At 64.7% G+C, this 21752-nt stretch carries 23 protein-coding genes and 1 pseudogene; 12 read left to right on the forward strand and 12 right to left on the reverse strand.

Annotated elements, in window-relative coordinates; all coding sequences use genetic code 11:
- Window positions 1-73 precede the first annotated feature (73 nt).
- The 4 genes from VGN68_RS20205 (at window position 74) to VGN68_RS20220 (ending at window position 3085) form a co-directional block, all read left to right on the forward strand.
- Window positions 74-577: an N-acetyltransferase gene (locus VGN68_RS20205; protein ID WP_327479483.1), complete on the forward strand. Its 504-nt coding sequence runs from the start codon at window positions 74-76 to the stop codon at window positions 575-577.
- 146 nt (window positions 578-723) lie between these two features.
- Window positions 724-1308 carry a DUF1285 domain-containing protein gene (locus VGN68_RS20210; protein WP_327479485.1) on the forward strand — a complete coding sequence of 195 codons (585 nt, stop codon included), beginning with the start codon at window positions 724-726 and terminating at the stop codon, window positions 1306-1308.
- On the forward strand, window positions 1308-1892 hold the full coding sequence (locus VGN68_RS20215; RefSeq protein ID WP_327479487.1) for a CoA pyrophosphatase: 585 nt from the start codon (window positions 1308-1310) through the stop codon (window positions 1890-1892). Before VGN68_RS20210 ends, VGN68_RS20215 begins: the two co-directional genes overlap by 1 nt.
- Entirely contained in the window at window positions 1889-3085 is a 1197-nt protein-coding gene (locus VGN68_RS20220; RefSeq protein ID WP_327479489.1) for a CCA tRNA nucleotidyltransferase, read from the forward strand. The genes VGN68_RS20215 and VGN68_RS20220 overlap by 4 nt, the downstream gene beginning before the upstream one ends.
- On the opposite strand, the gene VGN68_RS20225 is transcribed toward VGN68_RS20220, so the two are convergent.
- Window positions 3058-4740, reverse strand: a complete 1683-nt coding sequence (locus tag VGN68_RS20225) for a bifunctional diguanylate cyclase/phosphodiesterase (protein ID WP_327479491.1) — start codon at window positions 4738-4740, stop codon at window positions 3058-3060. The two genes, VGN68_RS20220 and VGN68_RS20225, sit on opposite strands and share 28 nt — an antisense overlap.
- An 89-nt stretch (window positions 4741-4829) precedes the next feature.
- Window positions 4830-7130: a DNA topoisomerase IV subunit A gene (gene parC / locus VGN68_RS20230; protein ID WP_327479540.1), complete on the reverse strand. Its 2301-nt coding sequence runs from the start codon at window positions 7128-7130 to the stop codon at window positions 4830-4832.
- 296 nt (window positions 7131-7426) lie between these two features.
- On the opposite strand from parC, the gene VGN68_RS20235 reads away from it, so the two are divergent.
- From VGN68_RS20235 to VGN68_RS20255, 5 genes are read left to right on the forward strand one after another with little or no spacing between them, the layout of a single operon-like run.
- The gene (locus VGN68_RS20235; protein ID WP_327479493.1) at window positions 7427-8065 is read left to right on the forward strand and encodes a lysophospholipid acyltransferase family protein; all 639 of its coding nucleotides are present in this window, start codon (window positions 7427-7429) and stop codon (window positions 8063-8065) included.
- Window positions 8062-8880, forward strand: coding sequence for a DUF1295 domain-containing protein (locus tag VGN68_RS20240; RefSeq protein ID WP_327479495.1), 819 nt, complete (start codon window positions 8062-8064; stop codon window positions 8878-8880). The genes VGN68_RS20235 and VGN68_RS20240 overlap by 4 nt, the downstream gene beginning before the upstream one ends.
- Entirely contained in the window at window positions 8856-9275 is a 420-nt protein-coding gene (locus VGN68_RS20245; protein WP_327479497.1) for a ribose-phosphate pyrophosphokinase, read from the forward strand. Before VGN68_RS20240 ends, VGN68_RS20245 begins: the two co-directional genes overlap by 25 nt.
- A 40-nt stretch (window positions 9276-9315) precedes the next feature.
- Complete coding sequence (locus VGN68_RS20250; protein ID WP_327479499.1) at window positions 9316-10332, forward strand: ABC transporter ATP-binding protein; 1017 nt, start codon at window positions 9316-9318, stop codon at window positions 10330-10332.
- Entirely contained in the window at window positions 10329-11054 is a 726-nt protein-coding gene (locus tag VGN68_RS20255) for an ABC transporter permease (protein WP_327479501.1), read from the forward strand. The genes VGN68_RS20250 and VGN68_RS20255 overlap by 4 nt, the downstream gene beginning before the upstream one ends.
- Before the next feature lie 51 nt (window positions 11055-11105).
- Here the strand turns inward: VGN68_RS20255 and VGN68_RS20260 are convergent, their stop codons facing one another.
- Window positions 11106-12035 (reverse strand): isopenicillin N synthase family dioxygenase, encoded by a 930-nt coding sequence (locus tag VGN68_RS20260; RefSeq protein WP_327479503.1) that lies wholly within the window; start codon window positions 12033-12035, stop codon window positions 11106-11108.
- A gap of 281 nt (window positions 12036-12316) precedes the next feature.
- Here VGN68_RS20260 and VGN68_RS20265 point away from each other — a divergent pair, with 281 nt between their 5' ends.
- Window positions 12317-12742 (forward strand): EVE domain-containing protein, encoded by a 426-nt coding sequence (locus VGN68_RS20265; RefSeq protein WP_327479505.1) that lies wholly within the window; start codon window positions 12317-12319, stop codon window positions 12740-12742.
- Between the two features lie 148 nt (window positions 12743-12890).
- Here the strand turns inward: VGN68_RS20265 and VGN68_RS20270 are convergent, their stop codons facing one another.
- The 6 genes and pseudogenes from VGN68_RS20270 to VGN68_RS20300 all read right to left on the reverse strand — a co-directional run bounded on the left by VGN68_RS20270 (window position 12891) and on the right by VGN68_RS20300 (window position 16738).
- Window positions 12891-13220: a PilZ domain-containing protein gene (locus VGN68_RS20270; protein ID WP_293697790.1), complete on the reverse strand. Its 330-nt coding sequence runs from the start codon at window positions 13218-13220 to the stop codon at window positions 12891-12893.
- An 87-nt stretch (window positions 13221-13307) separates the two neighbouring features.
- The gene (locus tag VGN68_RS20275) at window positions 13308-13898 is read right to left on the reverse strand and encodes an SOS response-associated peptidase family protein (protein WP_327479510.1); all 591 of its coding nucleotides are present in this window, start codon (window positions 13896-13898) and stop codon (window positions 13308-13310) included.
- Window positions 13899-13908: 10 nt separating this feature from the next.
- Window positions 13909-14310 carry an alternative ribosome rescue aminoacyl-tRNA hydrolase ArfB gene (gene arfB / locus VGN68_RS20280; protein WP_327479512.1) on the reverse strand — a complete coding sequence of 134 codons (402 nt, stop codon included), beginning with the start codon at window positions 14308-14310 and terminating at the stop codon, window positions 13909-13911.
- Window positions 14303-14986, reverse strand: a complete 684-nt coding sequence (locus VGN68_RS20285) for an RNA pseudouridine synthase (RefSeq protein WP_327479514.1) — start codon at window positions 14984-14986, stop codon at window positions 14303-14305. Before VGN68_RS20285 ends, arfB begins: the two co-directional genes overlap by 8 nt.
- Before the next feature lie 328 nt (window positions 14987-15314).
- Window positions 15315-15910 (reverse strand): annotated as a pseudogene (locus tag VGN68_RS20565) (FMN-dependent NADH-azoreductase).
- A 129-nt stretch (window positions 15911-16039) separates the two neighbouring features.
- The gene (locus VGN68_RS20300; RefSeq protein WP_327479518.1) at window positions 16040-16738 is read right to left on the reverse strand and encodes a pirin family protein; all 699 of its coding nucleotides are present in this window, start codon (window positions 16736-16738) and stop codon (window positions 16040-16042) included.
- Window positions 16739-17018: 280 nt separating this feature from the next.
- On the opposite strand from VGN68_RS20300, the gene VGN68_RS20305 reads away from it, so the two are divergent.
- Both VGN68_RS20305 and ctrA read left to right on the forward strand, forming a co-directional pair.
- On the forward strand, window positions 17019-17945 hold the full coding sequence (locus VGN68_RS20305; protein ID WP_327479520.1) for a LysR family transcriptional regulator: 927 nt from the start codon (window positions 17019-17021) through the stop codon (window positions 17943-17945).
- A 140-nt stretch (window positions 17946-18085) separates the two neighbouring features.
- Window positions 18086-18793, forward strand: a complete 708-nt coding sequence (ctrA, locus tag VGN68_RS20310) for a response regulator transcription factor CtrA (protein ID WP_088443381.1) — start codon at window positions 18086-18088, stop codon at window positions 18791-18793.
- Window positions 18794-19071: 278 nt separating this feature from the next.
- Here ctrA and VGN68_RS20315 read toward each other — a convergent pair whose 3' ends face one another.
- From VGN68_RS20315 to VGN68_RS20325, 3 genes are all read right to left on the reverse strand, one after another.
- Window positions 19072-19506, reverse strand: a complete 435-nt coding sequence (locus VGN68_RS20315) for a PilZ domain-containing protein (protein WP_327479523.1) — start codon at window positions 19504-19506, stop codon at window positions 19072-19074.
- 104 nt (window positions 19507-19610) lie between these two features.
- Complete coding sequence (locus VGN68_RS20320) at window positions 19611-20933, reverse strand: M28 family peptidase (RefSeq protein WP_327479525.1); 1323 nt, start codon at window positions 20931-20933, stop codon at window positions 19611-19613.
- 66 nt (window positions 20934-20999) lie between these two features.
- Window positions 21000-21524 (reverse strand): hypothetical protein, encoded by a 525-nt coding sequence (locus tag VGN68_RS20325; RefSeq protein ID WP_293697765.1) that lies wholly within the window; start codon window positions 21522-21524, stop codon window positions 21000-21002.
- Window positions 21525-21752: the final 228 nt, after the last annotated feature.

Raw genomic sequence — 21752 nt, forward strand, 5'->3', positions numbered from 1 at the left:
CGCGCGCGACATTCGGCTTTGCATCGCCGCGCCGCACCCCTAAAGCGCCGCCGCATTAGCGAAAGGGCGCGCGTTGGTCGAGTTACTTCCATTGTCGGACATCGAACCGCAGGCGGTCGAGGAACTGCTCGACGCCGCTTTCGGGGCCGATCGCTTTGGACGAACCGCCTACCGCATCCGCGCTGGCGCGGCGGCGGTCCCGGCGCTGAGCTTTGCGCTCGTTGAGGACGGTGCGCTGGTCGGCACCATCCAGTGCTGGCCGGTCGCGCATTGCGCCGCCGACGGCACGGCCACGCCGCTGGTGATGGTCGGCCCGGTCGCAGTGCGACCCGATCTTCAGCGCGGCGGGCATGGCCGCGTGCTGATGACGCACATGCTCGCGGCGGCAGAAGACGGGGCCGATGGCGCGCTGATGATGATCGGCGATCCGGAATACTACGGGCGCTTCTTCGGCTTCGATGCCGATGCGACGGCGGCGTGGAATCTGCCGGGACCGTTTGAGCAGCGGCGCCTGCTGGCGCGCGCGGTGAACGGGCATGGGTTGCCGACCGGCGCGGGGATGATCGGGCCGAGATAGTTACACGATCGTCATCCCGGCGAAAGCCGGGATCTCGCCGTCTCAGCCTGACGCAGCGGCGAGACCCCGGCCTTCGCCGGGGTGACGGCTCAGTTTGGTGGGGCAGTGGGGTTGCACCGACCGCCCCGCCCCTTATGTCGGTTGCCATGGTCACCCCCGCGCCCTCACTCCCCAAAGACTTCGCGCAGCTCTCGCTCTCCGAGGCCGCCGAACTGCTCGCGGCGCGCAAGCTGCCGCCGGTTGAAAGCTGGCACCCCGAACGCAGCGGCGACAGCTTCATGGAAATCCGCGCCGACGGCAGCTGGTATCACGAGGGCGGGCGGATCAACCGCCCCGCGATGGTCAAGCTGTTCTCGACGATCCTGCGCCGCGAAGCCGACGGCAGCCATGTTCTGGTGACCCCTGCCGAGAAGTTGAGCATCGCGGTCGAGGACACCCCATTCCGGGCGGTCGAGATGAAGAGCGAGGGCGAGGGCGACGCGCGCCAGCTTGTCTTTCGGCTCGACACCGACGACCTGGTGATGGCCGGACCCGACCATCCGCTGACTTTCGGCACCAATCCCGACAGCCCCGACCCGCGGCTCCACGTCCGCGGTACCATCGGCAATGGACTGGAAGCGCGGGTCGATCGCGCGCTTTATTATGAGATCGTCGAGATGGCGCTCGCTGACCAAAGCGATCCGCCCGCGATCTGGTCAAACGGCGCGCCATTTCCCTTGGTCGATAGCTGATGCTGTCGGCAAAGCTGCGCGCCGCGCTCGACAATTTGCTGCCCGATGCGGGCGAGGATGAGGCGTATCTCGGCACACCGACGCTCCGCGATGCCGCGGTGCTGATCGCCTTCACCGACCGCCCCGACCCCGGCGTCATCCTGACCCAGCGCCCGCAATGGCTGCGCAGCCATGCCGGGCAGGTGGCGTTTCCGGGCGGCAAGATCGATCCCGAAGACCGCGACGCGATTGATGCCGCGCTGCGCGAGGCGGAGGAGGAGATCGGCCTCAGCCCCCGCGACGTGATGGTGGCGGGGGTGACTGAGCCTTATCGGTCGGGCAGCGGCTATATCATCACCCCGGTGCTGGGCGTCATCCCCCCCGACCTGCCGCTCGACCCCAACCCCGACGAGGTCGAGGACTGGTTCGAAGTGCCGCTCGACATCCTGTTCGATCCCGCCAATTATGCGCGCCAACAGGCGCATTGGCAGGGTCAGGACCGACATTATTACGATATGGATTGGCAAGGACGGCGGATCTGGGGCGTGACGGCGGGCATCATCATCAATCTGGCGCGGCGGATGCCCGCGGGGTGGCACCGGTGAGCGTGCTACCCGATGCCGAATGGCGCGCGCGGCCGGGGCTGCGCCGGATCGTCGCGGCGCTCGGCGGTGAGGGCGGGGCGGTGAAGATCGTCGGCGGCGCGGTGCGCGACACCCTGCTCGGCCTGCCGGTCACCGACATCGATCTGGCGACCCCGTTGTTGCCGCAGGAGGTGACGCGGCGGCTGGAGGCGGCGGATATCAAGGTGATTCCGACCGGCATCGCACACGGCACCGTTACCGCGGTCGCCAGCGGCGATCATCACGAGATCACGACGCTGCGCCACGATGTCGAAACCGACGGACGCCGCGCGACGGTCGCTTTTGCCGACGATTGGCAGGGCGATGCGGCGCGGCGCGATTTCACGATCAACGCGCTTTACGCCGATCCCGAAACGGGAGCGGTCGATGATTATTTCGGCGGCATCGACGACCTGCGTGACGGCTGCGTGCGCTTTATCGGCGATGCGGCGACGCGGATTGCCGAGGATCATCTGCGCATCCTGCGCTTCTATCGCTTTGCGGCGCGTTTCGGGCGTGGGACGCTTGATGCGGACAGCCATGCCGCCGTCGTCACCGCGCGTCAGTCACTCAAAAGCCTGTCGCGCGAACGCATCGCGGACGAGCTGACCAAGATTTTGGCGCTGCCCGATCCGCGCGCGATCGTCGGCCAGATGGCGGCCGACGACATCTTTGCGGTGCTGCTGCCCGAACTCGATCCGGATTTTGCCGCGACGCTTGATCACCTGATACCCAATGAGTTTGCGGCGGAAATCGCTATTACCCCGCACCGCCGTCTCGCGGCGCTGCTGCCCGCCGACCGCGGGGTTGCCGAGCAAGTGGCCAGCCGCCTGCGGCTATCGACCCGGCAGCGCAAATATCTGGGCGCGGTGGCCGAACATCGCGGCGATGTCGCCCGTCCAGTGCGCCAGCTTGCGCACGCCATCGGGGTCGAGGCAGCGCGCGACGTGCATCTGATTGCGGGCGAGCCCGCCGCGGTGCGCGATCTCGCGGATTGGGAGGTTCCGGTGCTGCCGATCAAGGGCGGCGACATTGTCGCGCGCGGCATTGCGGTTGGGCCAGAGGTCGCGCGCATCCTGAAAGACGTCGAAGCGGCATGGGTCGCCGAGAATTTTCCCGGCGCCGACCGCGTTGCCGAACTGGTTGATCAGAAGATCGGGCGCACCAGCGACTGACGCCAGAAATCGAGCGCCGCGGCGCCTTCCAACGGCCGCGCGAACAAATAGCCCTGCCCGAAATCGCAGCCGAGCGCCGACAGGAGGCGCGCCTGATCGGCGGTCTCGACCCCCTCGGCGGTGGTCTTCATGCCCAGCACTTCGGCCAAGCTCTGGATGGTGCGGACGATCGCCACCTTGTCGCGGTCGTCGACCATATGTTCGACAAAACTGCGGTCGATCTTGAGCACGTCGAGCGGCAGGCGCTGCAGATAGGCGAGGTTCGAATAGCCGGTGCCGAAATCGTCCATCGCGACGCGCGCATCGAGCGCCTTCAGCTCGCTGAGCACTGACAGTGCAAGGTCGGGATCGCCGATGATCGCGCTTTCGGTCAGTTCGATCATCAACCGTTCGCCGCCGATTTTATGCTTTGCGAGCGCGCCGCGTACCACCGCGGCGACATCATCGCGCAACAGCTGGATCGCCGAGACATTGACCGAGACATAGCAATCGACCGTCTTGCCGCCATTCTGCTGGTCCCAGCCGGCGAGCACCGCCGCGGCCTTGCCGATCGCCCATTGACCGAGCGGGACGATCAGGCCTGAATCTTCGGCGATCGGGATGAATTCGCTGGGCGAAATCGCATGGCCGTCCTGCTTGTCCCAGCGCGCGAGCGCTTCGAACCCGGCGACCTTGCCGGTCGCAAGCTCGATCAGCGGCTGAAACGCCAGATGGAGCCGGTCTTCCTCGATCGCGTTGCGCAGTTCGGTTTCAAGCCCGAAACGATTGTCGGACAGCATCGCCGATTCGGGCTCATAGATTTCGATGCGGTCGGTCTGCTTCGCGCGTTTCAGCGCGATCTGCGCGTGGCGGATCTGATCGGCGACGTCGCTGTCGATCGCGGGCTGAATGGCACAGCCCAGCGCGCAATCGACGCTGACTTTCAATTGGCCGATACGGAACGGATGGTCGAAACAGCCGCGGATGCGCCGCGCCATTTCGCGGACATCGGCGCGCCCACCCGCGACGCGGGTCGATATGGCAAATTCGTCGCCGCCGGTGCGCGCCAAAATGTCCCCGCTGCGCAAGGATGATTTCAACCGCCGCGCGACTGTGATGATCAGCTCGTCGCCCGCCATCGGCCCGATATGTTCGTTGATGCGGCTGAACCGCGCCAGGTCGAGCAGCAGGATGGCGTGGTCGGCGCCAATGCCGTCGGTGACGCCGCGCTGTTCGACCATTTCTTCGAACCCGGCGCGGTTGGGGAGGCCGGTCAGGCTGTCCGAAACCAGCTCGCGGCGCAAATTGCGCTCGGTCATCATTTCCTGGGTACGGTCGATCAGCGTCAGCAGGAACAGGCTTTCGTCGCCCGTTTCGGTCGGCAACGGCCCGATCGATCCGCGCAGATCGCGCGCCGCGACGCCGTCGCCCAGCTGGCAGCTGAATTCCTGCGTATCGTTGGGCGACTGCGCTGCGCGTTCGACGGCGCGCAACAGCTCGATTGGAGCGTCGGCGCCGGCTGGCGACAGATTGAGCCGGTCAAAAGCGGCGTTGCTGGCGTGCAGACGAAAATTGCCGCGCGCAAGCGGGCGGATCAGCGCCGCTGGCACCGGGAGCGCGTCGATCCAGCCGACGAACAACAAGGGCCGGTCTTCACCGGTTCGATCAAGTGGCATAACAGCGGGTTTTGTGCGACCTTTCCCCATTGGCCATGGCCTAGGGGCGGGGAAGTAAAGAAGCGATTTACGGCAAAGGGAAAATGCGGTCAGCCGAAGCGATTGTTGCGCGGAAAGCCGGTTGGCGGCATCCGTCCGGCGGCGCCGCGCGCGACACGCCACGGCGCCAGGTCGGTTTCGGTCCGCGTCCGCCCGGTATCGCCGCCCATCGCCCAGCTTAACCCGTCGGTAAAGACAAAGCTGACCGCGTCGGACAGGCCGCCGTCGCGATAGCGTTGCAGCATGACCCCTTGGCCGCGCGCCATCACCGGCACTTCGGCAATCGGGAAGACGACCAGCTTGCGATTCTCGCCGACCACCGCGATGCTGTCGTCCCCCGCTCCGATGGGGCGGACGATCGCCAGCTGGGCGCCGCTTTTGAGGTTGACGACGTTGCGCCCCTTGCGCGTTTCGGCGACGACCTCGCCCATCTGCGCGATAAAGCCATGACCGCTGGTCGAGGCGAGCAGCAGGCGCCCGTCGGCGCTCGCCGGGATCATCGCGACGATCTTCGCCTCGGGGTCGATATCGACCATCAGCCGCAGCGGCTCGCCGAACCCGCGCCCGCCGGGCAGCTTGTCGGCGCCGATGGTGAAGAAACGGCCGTCGCTGGCCGCGATCAGCAGCTTGTCGGTGGTCTGCGCGTGCGCTGCGAACAGCAGCTCGTCGCCTTCCTTGAACTTGAATTCGGCCCATTGGTCGGCCGCGACATGGCCGCGCTGCGCGCGGATCCAGCCGCGCTTCGACAGGATCACCGTCACCGGCTCCTTCTCGATCATCGCATCAAGCGGAATATCGCGCGCCGGGGCGGCTTCGGCGATCGTCGTCCGCCGCGCGCCGAGCAATGTGTCGAGCCCGTAAACCGCGCGCAGCTTTTCCAGATCCTTGCGCAGCCGGGTGCGCTGGCGCTGCGGGCTTTCGACCAGCTTGACCAGCTCCTCGCGCTCGGCGGTCAGGTCGGCTTGCTCGCGTTTCAGCTCCATCTCCTCCAGCTTGCGCAAAGACCGCAGCCGCATGTTCAGGATTGCCTCGGCCTGCCGGTCGGTCAGGATGAATTCTGCAATCATCACCGGCTTGGGCTCGTCCTCGGTACGGATGATCTCGATGATCCGGTCGAGGTTGAGGAAGGCGATGATATAGCCCGCGACCAGCTCCAGCCGGTCGTCGATCTTGGCGATGCGGTGCTGAGCGCGGCGGACCAGCACGACGATCTGGTGCTGGAGCCATTCGGTGAGCAGCTGGTGCAGCCCCATCACCTTCGGCGTCCGCGTCGCGTCGAGGACATTCAGGTTGAGCGCGAAACGGCTTTCCAGGTCGGTCAGCCGGTACAGGCTTTCCTTCAATATGTCGGGATCGACGTTGCGGCTCTTGGGTTCGATGACGATGCGCAGATCTTCGGCGCTCTCGTCACGGACATCCTCCAGGATCGGCAATTTCTTGTCGGCGATCAGCTGCGCGATCTGTTCGATCAGCTTGCCCTTGGCGACGCCATAGGGGATCTCGCTGATCACCAATTGCCAGGTGCCGCCGGGCAGCTTCTCGATCCCGCTCTCTTCCCACGTGCCGTCCGCCTTGCCGGTCGAAAAGCGCGCGCGGACGCGGAAACCGCCGCGGCCAGTGGCATAGGCGTGGGCGATCGTCTCGGCGCTATCGACGACGATGCCGCCGGTCGGAAAATCGGGACCTTTGACATGATCGAGCAGTTCGGACAGCTCTGCCTGTGGCTTTTCGATCAGGAGCAGCGCGGCGCCGATGACCTCGGCGGCGTTGTGCGGCGGGATGTTCGTCGCCATGCCGACCGCGATCCCGCTCGCGCCATTGGCGAGCAGGTTGGGGAACAGCCCCGGCATGATTTCGGGCTCTTCATCCTCACCATTATAGGTCGGCTTGAAATCGACGGTGCCTTCGTCGAGACCCTGCATCAGGTCGACCGCGACGCGCGTTAACCGCGCTTCGGTATAGCGATAGGCGGCGGCATTATCGCCGTCGATATTGCCGAAATTGCCCTGGCCGTCGACGAGCGGGTAACGCAGCGAGAAATCCTGCGCGAGGCGGACCATCGCGTCATAGACCGCAACATCGCCATGCGGGTGGAACTTACCGATCACATCGCCGACGACGCGCGCCGATTTCTTGTAGCCCTGCGATGGATCAAGCCGCATCGCGCGCATCGCCCACAGCAGGCGGCGGTGAACCGGCTTCAACCCGTCGCGCAGATCAGGCAGCGACCGCGCGGTGATCGTCGACAGCGCATAGACCAGATAGCGTTCGGACAGCGCACTGCCGAACGGCGTGTCGGTCATGCCGGGGACGGGTTCTGGATTGTCGGGATCGTCGGTGGTGGTCGCCATGGTCGCGGCGCGATAGCAAGGCTGGCGCGCCAAGGCAAAGGGCGATCGCAAAGCCATCCGCTCGTGAAAAATCGCCACGACAAGCGCCGCGGCTTTTGCGCACGGCAGGCAGGAATATTATGATGCTGGTAAAGGGCAGCACGGATAAAGCCGCGGCGCCCGCATTGTCATCGATCGCCTCTGCTCGATTGCTCGTAAAACTCAGTAGAAAGCACCGGCCGCCACCCGCCGTGATCGCGCCCCCTTGCGAACCCCCGATCTTTCGCGCAAGCCGTGCGGTGGGCAGAGGAGAGTATGTGACGCGGATAGACGATCAGCCGCCGGGATGGGTGGCGCGGGCGGTGCGCCGATTGTTGCTGGCATTATACCGTTTGCGCGGCTGGAAAGCGGTCGGGGCGGTGCCCGAACCGCGACGCTTCATCCTGATCGCGGCGCCCCACACCAGCAATTGGGACTTCGTCAATTTCCTTGGCCTGACCGCCGATCTGAAAATTCGTCCCTATTTTATGGCCAAGCTGTCGCTGTTCCGCTGGCCGCTCGGCGGCTTCATCCGCAAGATGGGCGGGGTGCCGGTCGATCGCCGCGGCGGCGGCAATGTCGTCGAGCAAATGGTGGCCGAGTTCGCGCGCCGCACCGAATTCATGCTGACCGTCGCGCCCGAGGGGACGCGCGGCAAGACCGCGAAATGGCGCACCGGATTTTACCAGATCGCGCTGGCGGCCAAGGTGCCGATGGTCGTCGGCTTCATGGATTATGGGACCAAGACCGGTGGGCTTGGCCCGCTGATCTGGCCGAGCGGCGATTTTCGCGCCGACATGATGAAGGTGCTCGAAGTCTATCGCACCTGCATCCCCAAAATTCCCGATCGCGCGGTGCGCTCGATCGACGATATTGTCGGCGACGACGGCCCGGACGAGATGGAGATGCGCGCATGACCGACCTGCTGATGCTGCTGGCGCTCAATTTCATCGGATTGCTGGGGGTGATCCTGATCCTGTGGGCGATCTCGGTGGCGATCCGCGACGTGTCGTTCATCGACGCCTTTTGGGCGTTCGGCATGGTGCTGCTCGCATGGGGCGCGGCGTGGCAGGCTGGATTTGATGCGCTGCACGCCAAATTGCTGCTCGGGCTGACCAGCCTGTGGGGGCTGCGGCTCGCGATCCATTTGGGGCTGCGCTGGGTCAAGCATGGCGAAGACCCGCGCTATGCCAAGATCCTGTCGCGGACGATGGAAACGAAGAAATGGAGCTGGGGCAAGACGGCGCTGCTCACCGTGTTCCTGACGCAGGCGCCCTTGCTGTTCATCACCTGCCTGCCGGCGCAGATCGGCATCTGGGCCAGCGGCGACGCGGCGGCGGACGGCGTCGGCATCTTCGCGATCATCGGCGTGGTGGCGGCGCTGATCGGCATCGCGTTCGAGACGATCGGCGATGCGCAGCTCGACGCGTTTCGCAAGAACCCCGCAAACAAGGGGCAGGTGCTCGACACCGGGCTGTGGCGCTACACCCGCCATCCCAATTATTTCGGTGACGCGCTGACCTGGTGGGGGCTGTGGCTGATCGCCGCCGACATCGGGCCGTGGGTCGCGCTGGCCAGCGTGATCGGGCCGATCTTCCTGACCTTCACCCTGACAAAATGGTCGGGCAAGGCGCTGCTCGAAAAGGGGCTGCACAAGACGCGGCCCGACTATGCCGCCTATGTCGCGCGCACTTCCGGTTTCATCCCATGGCCGCCAAAGACGGGGATTTAGGCGGCGAGGCGCTGGCCGCCGACGCCAGCGCCCTCGGCGACGCCCCGCGCATCCGCGCGATATTGACCGAAGCCGCGCGCGAAGGCCGCGCGGTCAGCTATTCCGAACTGCTCGGCGACCTGGGCTTCCGCTTCACCCGGCCCAAGATGCGCGCGCTGTGCAAGACCTTGGCCGAAGTCGACCGGCTGTGCGCGCTCGACGGCGAACCCGATCTGGCGGTGCTGGTGGTGCGCGAAAGTGACCGGTTGCCGGGGCAGGGCTGGTGGGTCGGCGGCACCGCGCTGCTGCTGGGGTATGACGGGCCATGGGAAGGCGCCGCGGCCGCCCGGTTCATTCGCGAGCAGCAGCAGGGGGTGTTTGATTATTGGGAGGGGGGCGCCTCAATCGCTGGCTGATCGCGCCTTCGCCACCGAATGTACCGGTTCCTCGGGTCAGTTGCCAATCGAGCGGCTGCACTCGACAGGACCACCATCACAACGTTCAAACCGCTTCCAGGCGTCCGCGCGAAGGGCAATAGGCATGCACGCCGTCGAAATTGATGATCTGACAAAGGCCATGTCAGGCCGGACCATCATCGACAGAATTTCCCTCGTCATTGCCCAGCACAGTGTGTTCGGACTTCTGGGGCCGAATGGTGCAGGCAAGACAACCTTCCTGCGCCTCATGCTCGGTCTGCTTCACGCTGATCGGGGAACGGTCAGGCTATTCGGTCATGACATCGGGCGGAACCGGCGTGCGGCTTTGCGGGGCGTGGGATCCTTCATCGAAGCGCCAGCGCTTTATGGCAATTTGTCGGGGCGCGTGAACCTCCAGCTTCACGCAACGATGATGCGCTTGCCCGATGCCGCGGTTGACGAAGCATTGGATATTGCGGGCATGCAGGGCGCGTCGGCGCAACTTGTGCGCACCTACTCGCTTGGCATGCGACAACGGCTGGGGCTGGCCAAGGCACTGCTCGGAAAGCCCCGGCTGCTCATTCTGGATGAGCCGACAAATGGCCTCGACCCGGACGGTATCGCCGAAATCAGGACCTTGATCGCGGATCTGCCGCAAAGGATCGGCGGCACGGTGATCTTATCGAGCCACCTGTTGAGCGAGGTCGAACATGTCGCCGATCAGGTCGCCATCGTTCGTCACGGCCGGATCGTGGCAGACGGAAATCTGGCGACCTTGCTGAGCGGGAATCGCGATATCGTCATCGAGACGACGGACGTGCCTGGTGCAGCGCTGCTGCTCGACCGCCACGGTTTCCAAGCCGAAATGACTGACGAACGGCTCATTGTCGCGGGCGGCGATTTGGCGGGCTGTACGGAACGAAGGGCGCGGATCAACCGGCTGCTGGTCGAGGCGGATTTTGGGGTCAGTGCGATTTTCGCGCGCCCGAAAAGTCTGGAGGATATTTATCAGGGCGTGGCGCTCCGCACCGAAGATGTTGCAGGAGCCGTCATGTGATTCGCCATATAGGCGTCGAATATCGCAAACTCAGTGGGTCTCTGGCGATCCTGCTTGCCATTCTGGCGCCCGCGCTTCCGGCGATCATGGCCTTGCTGGCGATTTCTTCGTCAAATCGGTTGATGAGCTGGCCGATGATCTATTTCCAGTTCGCGCTGCCGATATGGGTGACCTTCCTGATGCCGATGGCGGTGACCGCCTTTGCGACCCTGCTCGGTCAGGTCGAATATCGCGCCAATGGCTGGGAAAGCATGTTCGCGCTTCCGGTCCACAAATATTCGATCTTCTTCGCCAAGATGTTCGTCGGCATCTCGGGTGCGGTGGGGATGATGGTCGTGATGCTGGCGCTGACGGCGATTGGCGCGATGGGCGGGATCGCACTCAGCGGCAATGTTCCTCCCGATGCCTTCCCCACCGCGCCGCTGTTCGACAAGACGATCATGATCCTGGCGGCCTCGGCGCCCTTGGTGGTGATCCAGATGTGGGCGGCGTTCCGATTTGCGAACTTCGTTATTCCCTTGGCGGTCGGGATCACCGGGACGATGGTCGCCATCGCGGTCGCGATGACCAATACGGGCAAGGCCGATTGGTTCCCATGGGTTCTGCCGTATAAGGCGCTGTTGCAAAACCAGCCGTCATCGACGGCTTTGCTGGCTCTGGCGGCCGCAGTGGTGCTCGCGATTGCGGCGGTTGCCAACCTGTCTCGCGCCACGCTGCGGTAGGGTTTGACGGGTCAGTCTCCGACGCTGCGCAACGAAGATCGGTAAATCGGCCTATTTCTTCAACCCGATTTCGCGCAGCCGCTGTTGCAGATAGTCGTCGGCGGTTATCGGCGTCGGATACAGGTTCGGATGCGCATCATCAATGCAGCTCTCTAGCGTCTCGATCAGGTAATCCGAGCGGAAGTGCAGGAAGAAGGGCATCGAGTAGCGCGCGACACTCGCGCGGCCCGCATCGGGGTTGCGGACGCGGTGGGTGGTCGAGGGGAGCTTGTTGTTGGTCAGCCGTTGCAGCATGTCGCCGACATTGACCGCCATAGCCCCCGGCGGCGGGCTGACCGGGAGCCAACTGCCGTCCTTGTCGAGGATTTCGAGGCCCGCCTCTTCGGCGCCGAGCAGCAGCGTGATCGTATTGATGTCCTCATGCGCCTCCGCGCGGATGCCTTTGGCGGGGGCTTCGACGGGGGGATAGTGGAGCAGGCGCATCACGCTGTTGCCGTCGAGCACCGTGTCTTCGAAGAAATCGGGTGCAAGGCCCAGGTAGCGGGCAATGCCGGACAGCAATTGGCCGCCGACGCGGTCGAATTCGGCGAACAATTTGTCATAGACGGCGCGGAAGCCGTCGACTTCGGCGGGCCAGACATTGTTCGGCTGCTGCGCGGCGAGGCGGTGACCGGCGGGCAGGTCGCGGCCGACGTGCCAGAATTCCTTGAGGTCGACTTCCTTGGCGCCCTTGGCGATCTCGGTGCCGAACGGGGTGTAACCGCGCGCGCCGCCGCTACCGGGGATGTGATAGGCGCGTTTCACCTCTTCGGGCAGCGCGAAGAAATCCTTCGCCTTTGCCCAGGCATCGTCGATCAGCGCCGGGTCGATGCCATGATCGGTGATCATCGCAAAGCCGAAGCGTTCGAACGAGGCGCCAAAGTCCTTGGCGAACTGGTCGGCTGGAAGCGACATCGAAATGGTGGGAACAGCGGCGGTCATAGCATCATCCAATTTGGGGCGGCGCTTGGGCGGCCGCGACTCTGTTCCCGCATGTAGGGGCGTCGGCGGGGCAGGGAAAGAGGCTCGCTCTTTTCAAGTGAGGCGGCGATGCGTACAGATCGATGCGTAAGGATCAAACCCCTCTCCTTCAGGGGAGGGGCGGCGAGACTTGCGAACTTGTTCGCTAGTCGCAGCGGGGTGGGGTCTATCGGCCTTGCTCTACGACGCGAAACCCCACCCCAACCCCTCCCCTGAAGGGGAGGGGCTTAAGAAGAGCGCGCATGAGCAAGCAATATTGGCTGATGAAATCCGAACCCGACGCCTATCCGTGGGAGCAGCTGGTGCGCGAAGGCACCGGCATCTGGGACGGGGTGCGCAATCATACCGCGAAGCTCAATCTGAAAGCGATGCGGGTCGGGGACGAGGCGCTGTTTTATCACAGCAATATCGGCAAGGAATGCGTCGGGATCATGCGCATCACCGAAACCGCCTTCCCCGACCCGACTGCCGACGAAGGATCGCCGTGGGTCGTGGTACGCGTCGAACCGGTTCGGGCGCTGAAGCATCCGGTGACGCTGGCGGCGATCAAGGCCGATCCGAAACTCGCCGACATGGATTTGATCCGCCAGTCGCGGCTGTCGGTCGGGCGCGTGACGCCCGACGAGTGGAAGCATATTTTGCAGAAATCGGAGACGGCGGGGGGCTGAGCTAAAAATCCTCCCTGTCGCGCAGCGATGGGGAGGGGGACCGTCCGCGCAGCGGATGGTGGAGGGGTTTTACGGCGGTGGCGCTATTGCCCCTCCGTCAGCGCTTCGCGCTGCCACCTCCCCATGGCTTCGCCACAGGGAGGATCTTTCAACCCTGACGCAGCTGCACCTGCAAATGCTTCGCCACCGACGGGTGCAGCGGGTGGACGAACTCGCACCCGTAATTATTGCCGTCGGCGCGGCGGACCACGGCTTCCAGCGGTTGCAGCCCGGGCAGGTTCACCCAGATATGCTTGCCGATCTGCGGCCGGAAAAAGGTGACCATGCGAAAACCGGTCGATGACAGGTCGAACAATTCGACGTCGAACGGATTCAGCCCCGGCTCGCGATAGCGCGCACGGCCTTTGACGGGAGCGCGCTCGGCGCGGCGGCCGGTGACGGCGGGTCGTTTGGTTTCGATGATGCGATTGCCCAACAATGTTCTGGCCCCAGATTTATCTCTTCATTTCGGGGCTTTTAGCCCGCCAGTGGTTACCTCAACATGAAGAGACATGGTGAATTCTGCCTACATCGTTGGTGCCTCGCTGACCGCCATCAATTGGCCAGGAAACGGGGTCGCGAGCGCCACCGCGTCGCGCCATTCGCCGCTCAGCCAAATCGCATGTTGGTCGGGGTGCAGGATCACCGGCATCGCATGTGGCTGATAGCGACCGCCCAGCCGGTTGGGGTCGGTGGCAAGCATCGCAAAACAGGGCCAGTCCTCGCCCTGACGGTGGATTCCGGCAAAGGCGAAGATCGGCAGCGACGGCACCGAAAACCAGTGTTGGCGGCGCGCCCCCTCCAGCCCCGACCACTCGGCAAAGGCGGTGGCGGGGATCAGGCAGCGCAGCTCGGCGTGGCGCAGCGTGCCGATCCAGAATGGACTTTGCAGGTTGCGCACGTGCGTGACCGGTCGATCGCCGCGCGGCGGGGGCGGCACGCCCCACAGCTTGGGGCGCAGAAAGCGGCGCGCGCCGCCGCGACCGTCGCTGACGATCACCGGCGCGGGGCGTCCGGGGGCGACGTAATCGCCGCTCCATGGGTCGTCGCCCGCCTCGGCATCAAACGTCGCGGCGATCGCTGCGGCGGGGGCGTCGAGACGGTAAAGACTTGTCATCGCAGGGGTTTCAGTCGGTCCCGCGCACCCGTCCGCGCCCGGCTTTGACGCTGCTGCGCGCCTTCTTGCTATCGACTCGGCGCGCTTTGGCGGCCTTGCTCGGTTTGGTCTTGATCCGGCGTTCGGGGCGCACCAGCGCGGCATCGATCAGCGCCGACAGCCGCTCGCGCGCATCGGCGCGGTTGCCTTCCTGGGTACGGTACCGGCGAGCGAGGATGATCAGCTCGCCATCGGTCGTCATCCGGCTGCCCGCCAGCGTTTTCAAGCGCTTGAACGCTTCGGGGTCGAGTCCCAACGCATAGACGTTGACGCGCAGCTGGCACGCGGTCGCGACCTTGTTGACATTCTGCCCGCCGGGACCGGTGCCGGCGAGAAACTTCTCCGAAATCGCGCTTTCCGGAATGTCAGCCACGCGTTGGTTCCGCTCCCTCCGGCGCGGTGAAGCCCAGCGCGATGAAGCTATCGGGGAAGGGCGCTTCGGCAATTATGGACGGCTTGACGTCACGTTTTACAACCAGCCGTTCGGCGTGGAGCAGGGTGCGGGTTTTGGTGCCGCCGCGCCCGTAAACCGGATCGCCGACCAGCGCGAAGCCCAATCCTTCGAGCGCATGGACGCGGATCTGATGGGTGCGGCCGGTTTCGGGACGAAAGCGCAGGAGGCTGCGACCATCGACGACGGCCAGCTTTTCCCAATGCGAAATCGACGGCTTGCCTTTTGGGTCGCCGACCATCCGCCAGCCCTCCTCGGCGGTCGACACCTTGCTCAGCGGCAGGTTGATTGTACCGCTGTCGGCGTCGGGCACGCCATCGACGATCGCCAGATATTGCTTCTCGACCTCGCGATCCTCGAACGCGCGGGTGAACCGCCCATGCGCCTTGGGATTGCGCGCCAGCAGCAGACAGCCCGACGTGTCACGGTCGAGCCGGTGGACCGCGAGCGGCCAGCGCTTGAACCCGAACTTGAGCAGGTCGAGATGATTCTCAAGGCTGATGCTGCCGTCGCGCGGGGCGTCGACGGGCAGGCCAGCGGGCTTGTCGATCACAAGAGCCTCGCCATCGAGGAAAAGGACACGGTCTGAAAGGAGCATGGCGCGCTATAGGCGGAGCCGAGGGCAGCCGAAAGCGGAAAGGTTGGTGGGACGGAGGAGGGAGGGGCGGTTTGGGGTGGGGAGCTGCCCTTTCTTGTTCGTCATTCCGGCGAAGGCCGGGATCTCGCCGGTGCGTAAATCCGAGAGGGTGAGATCCCGGCCTTCGCCGGGATGACGATAATGAATAATCCTCCCTGTCGCGCAGCGATGGGGAGGGGGACTGTCGCCGCAGGCGATGGTGGAGGGGCAGCGCCGTTGCGCCAAAGCCCCTCCGTCAGCGCTTCGCGCTGCCACCTCCCCATGGCTTCGCCACAGGGAGGATTCTTACTCAGGCGGCCTGCCTCAATTCTTCGATAGCCGCCGTCGCGCGGTTCACCGCTTCGCCGTCCATCATCTGCTGCCCCGCTTCGATCACGGTGACGTCGGTGATCCCGACGAAGCCGAGGACGTGGCGCAGATAGCCGGTGGCGAAATCAGTGGCGCTGCCGACCGGCACGCCGCCCGATGCGACGACCGATAGGCCTTTTTGCCCGTCAGCAGTCCTTCGGGACCGGTTTCGGTGTAGCGGAAGGTGCGGCGGGCGCGGGCGATCTGGTCGATCCAGGCCTTGAGCGCCGCGGGGATCGCGAAATTATACACCGGGACGCCGATGACGATCGTGTCGGCGGCTTCAAGTTCGGCGATCAGTTCGTCCGAATGGGCGAGCACCGCGCGCTGGTCGTCGCTGCGATCGGCATCGTCGGTGAAGTTGGCGCCAACCCAGCTTTCGGTCAGCAGTGCGGGCGGGGTGAGCGCCAGGTCGCGGCGGGTGACCGCGCTGCCATAACCCTGTTCGACCAGGCGCGCGACGAGCTGGTCGGCAAGCTGGCGGGTGGTCGAACCGCTGTGGCGGGCCGAGGCGTCGATGCGAAGAATATGCGACATGAGATGACTTCTTTGATTTGAATCGGAAGCAGAAGGGAGGGGAGGTGCCGCGAGCCGGGGGAAACTCGCGGCACCTGGGTGGGCCGCCGCCTCAAGGGAGGGGACAAGGCGGCGGCCCAAGGGGTGTCGTCAGAGGCTGTCGACGAGCACCAGCTCGGCGTCGTCGATGGCCTCGACAGTGATCGTCCCGACATCGCGCAGCGCGATGCCGTCGCGGGGATCGGCGTCGGTGCCGTTGACGCGGATGCGGCCCTTGGCAGCCACCAGATAGGCGTGGCGTCCGGCATCGAGGTCGTAGGAGACGCTCTCGCCCGCGTTCACCGTTGCCGCCGCCACCCGGGCATTCGCACGGATCGGCAGCGCGTCGGCGTCGCCGTCGATGCCGCTGGCCAAGGTTACGAACTGGCCCGACCGGTCATTCTTGGGGAACTGCCGCGCGCCCCAGCCGGGGTTGCCGCCCGCCTGATCGGGCATGATCCAAATCTGGAACAGCGTGGTTTCCTCGTCTTCCAGGTTGAACTCGCTGTGGGTCACCCCGGTGCCTGCGCTCATCACCTGGACATCGCCTGCCGCGGTGCGACCGGTGTTGCCCATGCTGTCGCGGTGGGTGATCGCGCCGGTGCGAACATAGGTGATGATTTCCATGTCGCGGTGCGGATGCGGGGGGAAGCCCGACTGCGCCGCAATGGCGTCGTCGTTCCAGACGCGCAGCGCGCCCCAGCCCATCCGGCCTTCGTCGTAATAGTTGGCGAAGGAAAAGTGATGACGGGCGTCGAGCCAGCCGTGGTTGGCGTGGCCCAGCGTGTCGAATTTGCGAATGTCGATCATGGCCTTGTCCTTTCTGTCGCGCCGCGCCTTGGCGGGATGCCCGGCGATGCTGCGGTGTTGAGGACAAGATAGCGATGGAGATCGTTTCTGAAATAGCGTAGATAGAAATCTATTGTTTCCAATTTGAATGTGATAGGAAAGCCCCTCCCCTTCAGGGGAGGGGTTGGGGTGGGGTCTGTCGGTGTAGCGCAAGGCCGATAGACCCCGCCCGCTGCGACTAGGCAGCCAAGCTGCCAAGTCTCGCTGCCCTCCCCTGAAGGGGAGTGAAAAGGAGGATCAGATGTCGCTACCCGATTACGAAGGCTGGGCCTGTTTCGCCGCGGTTGCCGACAGCGGCAGCTTTACCGCCGCCGCCGCATCGCTGGGCATGTCGAAGGCGAGCGTGTCGAAGGCGGTGACGCGTCTCGAAACATCGCTCGGCATTGCGTTGCTCCATCGCAGCTCGCGCACGGTCACCGTCTCCACCGCCGGCGCGGGATTGCTTGGCGAGGCGCAGGCGATGGTCGCGGCCGCGACCGCGGCGACCGAGGCGGCGCGCGGCGATCGCGTCGATCTGGCGGGACCGATCCGTCTCGCCGCGCCGATGAGCTTCGGGATCAAGGTGCTCGGAGCGCCGCTCGCGGCGTTTCTTGCCATGCACCCGGCGGTCGAGATCGAAGTCATGCTGAGCGATGCGCGCCACGACCTGATTGCCGAGGGCATCGACCTCAGCCTGCGCATCGCGAGCATGGAAGATTCGAGCCTGCTCGCGCGGACCATTGCGCCGGTCGCCGCGTCGGTCATAGCCAGCCCCGCCTATCTGGACCAGCGCGGTACCCCCCGCCACCCGCTCGATCTCGGCTCGCATCGACTGATCGGCTATGGTCACCGCGAACGCACCCTGCCGCTGCGCTTCCACCGCGATGGCGAGGAGGCGACGGTGATCCCGACCGGGCCTTTGTTCACCAACAATGGCGATATCATGATCCCGCTGCTGATCGCCGGCGGCGGCATCGCGGTGCTGCCCGACTTCATCGCCGAGGAGGCGCTGGCGTCGGGCGCACTGGTTCGCATCCTGACCGACTGGTCGATTCCGCAGGCCTATCTGCACCTGCTGTCGCCGCCATCGCGGCTGCGCCCGGCGCGCGTGCGCGCGCTCGCCGACCATCTGGTCGAGACACTGAAGCGGTCGTGCATTGGCCGCGACTCGCCGGATTCCGCGGGTTAAATCAAAATTAACCTTTTCCCTTCATTAGTTTCGTGGTTAATGTTCCGGCAGTCCGCAACAGGGGTCGGTCGGTGGCATCGCACGATAGCCAGGTGATCGGAAAAGCAGGGCTGTCGTGGGAAACAATCAAGGGGTGCCCAATGCGTGTATTGCTGATCGAGGACGAGCCGACGACCGCCAAGGCGATCGACACGATGCTCACGACCGAAGGCTTCAACGTCTATACCACCGATCTGGGGGAAGAAGGCTTGGATCTGGGTAAGCTCTATGATTACGATATCATCCTGCTCGACCTGAACCTGCCCGACATGCACGGCTATGACGTGCTGAAAAAGCTCCGCACTGCGAAGGTGCAGACGCCGGTGCTGATCCTGTCGGGCATTTCCGAAATGGACAGCAAAGTGCGCTCGTTCGGCTTTGGTGCCGACGATTATGTCACCAAGCCGTTCCACCGCGACGAACTGGTCGCCCGCATCCATGCGGTCGTCCGCCGGTCGAAGGGCCACAGCCAGAGCGTCATCAAGACGGGCAAGCTGGCAGTCAATCTGGACACCAAGACGGTCGAGGTCGACACCACCCGCGTGCATCTGACCGGCAAGGAATATCAGATGCTTGAGCTGCTTTCGCTGCGCAAGGGCACGACGCTGACCAAGGAAATGTTCCTGAACCACCTTTATGGCGGCATGGACGAACCCGAACTCAAAATCATCGACGTCTTTATCTGCAAGCTGCGCAAGAAACTGGCGCTGGCGTGCGAGGGCGAAAACTATATCGAGACGGTCTGGGGCCGCGGCTATGTCCTGCGCGACATCGATGATGAGGGCAATGAGGTGCGCCGCGTCGCCTGACGCTTCGCTTCTCGTCAAGAGTTAACCGAGGGAAACCGGCGCGGAGCAAACCGCGCCGGTTTTCCTTTGGGGTTTCGGGGCGAGCCATCGCCATTGGCATGCAATGATTGGAAGCGGCCGAAAAGCGGACAAATATGGCATCGTCATCCTGAACTTGTTTCAGGATCCATGGTCTGTGGTTTCCTTCGGCGCCGCGCCAAATTCGAGCTCAGGCCATGGATGCTGAAACAAGTTCAGCATGACGAGTTTAAAGATCAGCCCCCCACCTTAAACCGACCCTAACGCTTGACCCCATAATGCCCGGGCAGGCTGGTTGCGCGCGACAGGCCGGGGCGCCAGGTCGAAATACGCGGCGCGGGGACGATCTGAAAATCGGCCTTGCTGTCGGCGGTGACCAGTTGATCGCTACTCGCCGCGCGCAGGCGCGACGTTTCGACCGGCTTGTCGGTTTCGATCCCGAATCGGTTCCCCGCGACCCAGCGCACCGTGCCCAGCATCGCTTCATGGCCCGACAGGAAAATGGTGATGCGCTCGCCGATTTGCAGCACATGCGGTCCCTGGCCGCCGACGCCCGTCAGCGAGACATTGCGGATGGTCACGTCGAACTGGCCCAGTCGCTTGCACGCAAGCGCGGCCTTGACCAGGCGCGACTGCCGCGGCTGGCGCTTTTCGTCTGGCGGTGCTGAGGCTGGGGGAGCCTCGGGAATTGACATGGCGCGACCCATCGCTGTCGCCCAACCCCCACGTTGGCCGAGATTCATGGTCCCAGCTTTGCGGTAACAGCGGAAGGTAAATTTTCGTATAGCGTGTTCGGTAATTATTGCGCGGGGGGCAGCCCGCCGAACGTCACGATACTCTCGCTGCCATCGCTTGAAAGTGCTGAAACACCAAAGAAATTATCGTCGATGATGACGCCGGGCAGCACCAGCTCGGTCGCCGCATCGCCCGCGACCTGGCGGCTGTCGGTCCAGTCGCGCGCATCGCTTCGGCGCCACAGGATGCGATAGGCCGCGGCGTCCTTCACCGGCGTCCATTTGACCGTGGTGTTCGAACTGACCGCGCCGTCGATGCTGACACTGGCGGGCGCAGGCGGCGCGGCGGCAAGTTCGCTGGCCAGCACGACGTTCAGCGCGGTGACGCGCGCCAGATAGGTGAAATCCATCTCGTCGACCGTATCGCCATATTTGCGACCATTGTCGGTGCGCAGGTCCTGATGCTGATGATCATAATCCTCGATCCCGACCGTAAAGCGGATCGCCGGATAGCCGAGCTCGAGCAACGGCAGATGATCGCCGCCGCGGCGGAAACGGTCGGGGCGTCGCACCGCCAGCACTTCGAGTCCGATTGTAGGGCTTTGTTCTCCGGCGCGGATCGCCGCCTTGGCCAGCGCGCGCGACGGGCCGTCGTCCTCACCGCCGATGCCGCGCCGCGCCAGCTGCGCTGCCAGATCCTCCGACGCGCGGATGCCCTCGCTGAACACGCGCACCCGGTTGTCGACGATGGCGCCGTCGGTTCCTTTGATGCCGCCGACAATGTCGTTGTTCAGCACCGCCGCGACCGGCCAATTCTTTTCCTTCGCATGGCGCGCGAGCAACCGCCCGCCCCACAGACCCTGCTCCTCGCCCGACAGCAGGGCATAGACGATCGTCGCGCGATGCTTTTGTTTTGACAGCAACCGCGCTGCCTCGATCACCAGCGCGGTGCCCGACGCATTGTCGTTGGCGCCGGGGGCGTCGGCGGTGAAGTTCATCACGTCGGTCACGCGGCTATCGATATGCCCCGCAATGATGATGACATGCGCCGGATCGCCCGTGCCCTTTTGGATCGCCAGGACATTTTCGACGATCACGCCGTCCGGCGCGCGCGGCCCGTCAAAGCGATCGGCGATGCGTTCGACGGTCAGGCAGCCGCCGCAAGCCTTCGAAATACGGCCGAATTCGGCGGCGCCCCAATTGCGCGCGGCGCCGATCCCGCGTTTGCGATCGGTCGCCGACGACAAAGTATGCCGGGTGCCGAAAGACACCAGCTTTTCGACATCGGCTTTCAGTCGTGCGGGGTCGGCGGCGGGGGTGGCGTCCTGTGCCTGCGCCGCCATGGGCGCGGCAAGGAGCAGGGCGGCGAGCAGGCTGAGTTTGATCATCCCCGCTTCATGCGGGGTTGCAGGCATAAAGAAAAGCCCCTCCCCGTTGGGGGAGGGGCTTCGCTGTTAGCGCAGGCCGGAGAAACGGATATCCTGCACGCGGCCATAACGGATGTCGCAGGTGAACTTGCCCTGATCGTAGTAACCACCACGGCCCCAGCGACCGCCGTAACCGTCGCGGACGACGACGCGGCCTTTCACCTTATACCCGTCGCGCTTGCGATCGATGCTCGTCACCTGGGTAACGTCGGTGTTGCCATAACGGCGGCTGCCGCGTTCAACCGCGCCGACGCACTGGTTCACGGCGCTGCGGCTGTTGCCATAGCGGTTGTAATCATAACCATAGCCGTAGCGCGGATCGTTGTAGCGACCGCGATAGCGGTCGTCGTAACGATCATAACGGTCGTTGTTGCCGCTCGACAGGATTGCGGCGAGGCCGCCGAGCACGACAGCTCCGGCGATCACTTCGCCCGCGCTGATGCCGTCGCGGTCATAGCGGTCGCGGGCAGCGGCGGGTGCGGCGCTCATCAGCATTGCGCCAGCGGTGGCCGCACCAATTGCGGCCTTGGTCAGGTTGGTCTTGATAGCCATGGTTCGGTCTCCTTCAGGCGCAGGCGGCAGCGTTGCAGCCTGTTGAAGCGGTTCTACCGATTCGCGGGTGACACGGTGCTGAACCTGTCGCTTATCTGGCGTTCAGCCTTGGTTTTGCTGGCGTTCATAAAAATCCTCCCCGTCGCGCAGCGATGGGGGAGTCGTAGACGGCGCGCAGCGCCAGCGGGACGGTCCCCGCGACGGCGGGGATGGTGGAGGGGCTTTGCG

The organism is Sphingopyxis sp., assembly GCF_035998965.1.
Taxonomy (GTDB): Bacteria; Pseudomonadota; Alphaproteobacteria; order Sphingomonadales; family Sphingomonadaceae; genus Sphingopyxis.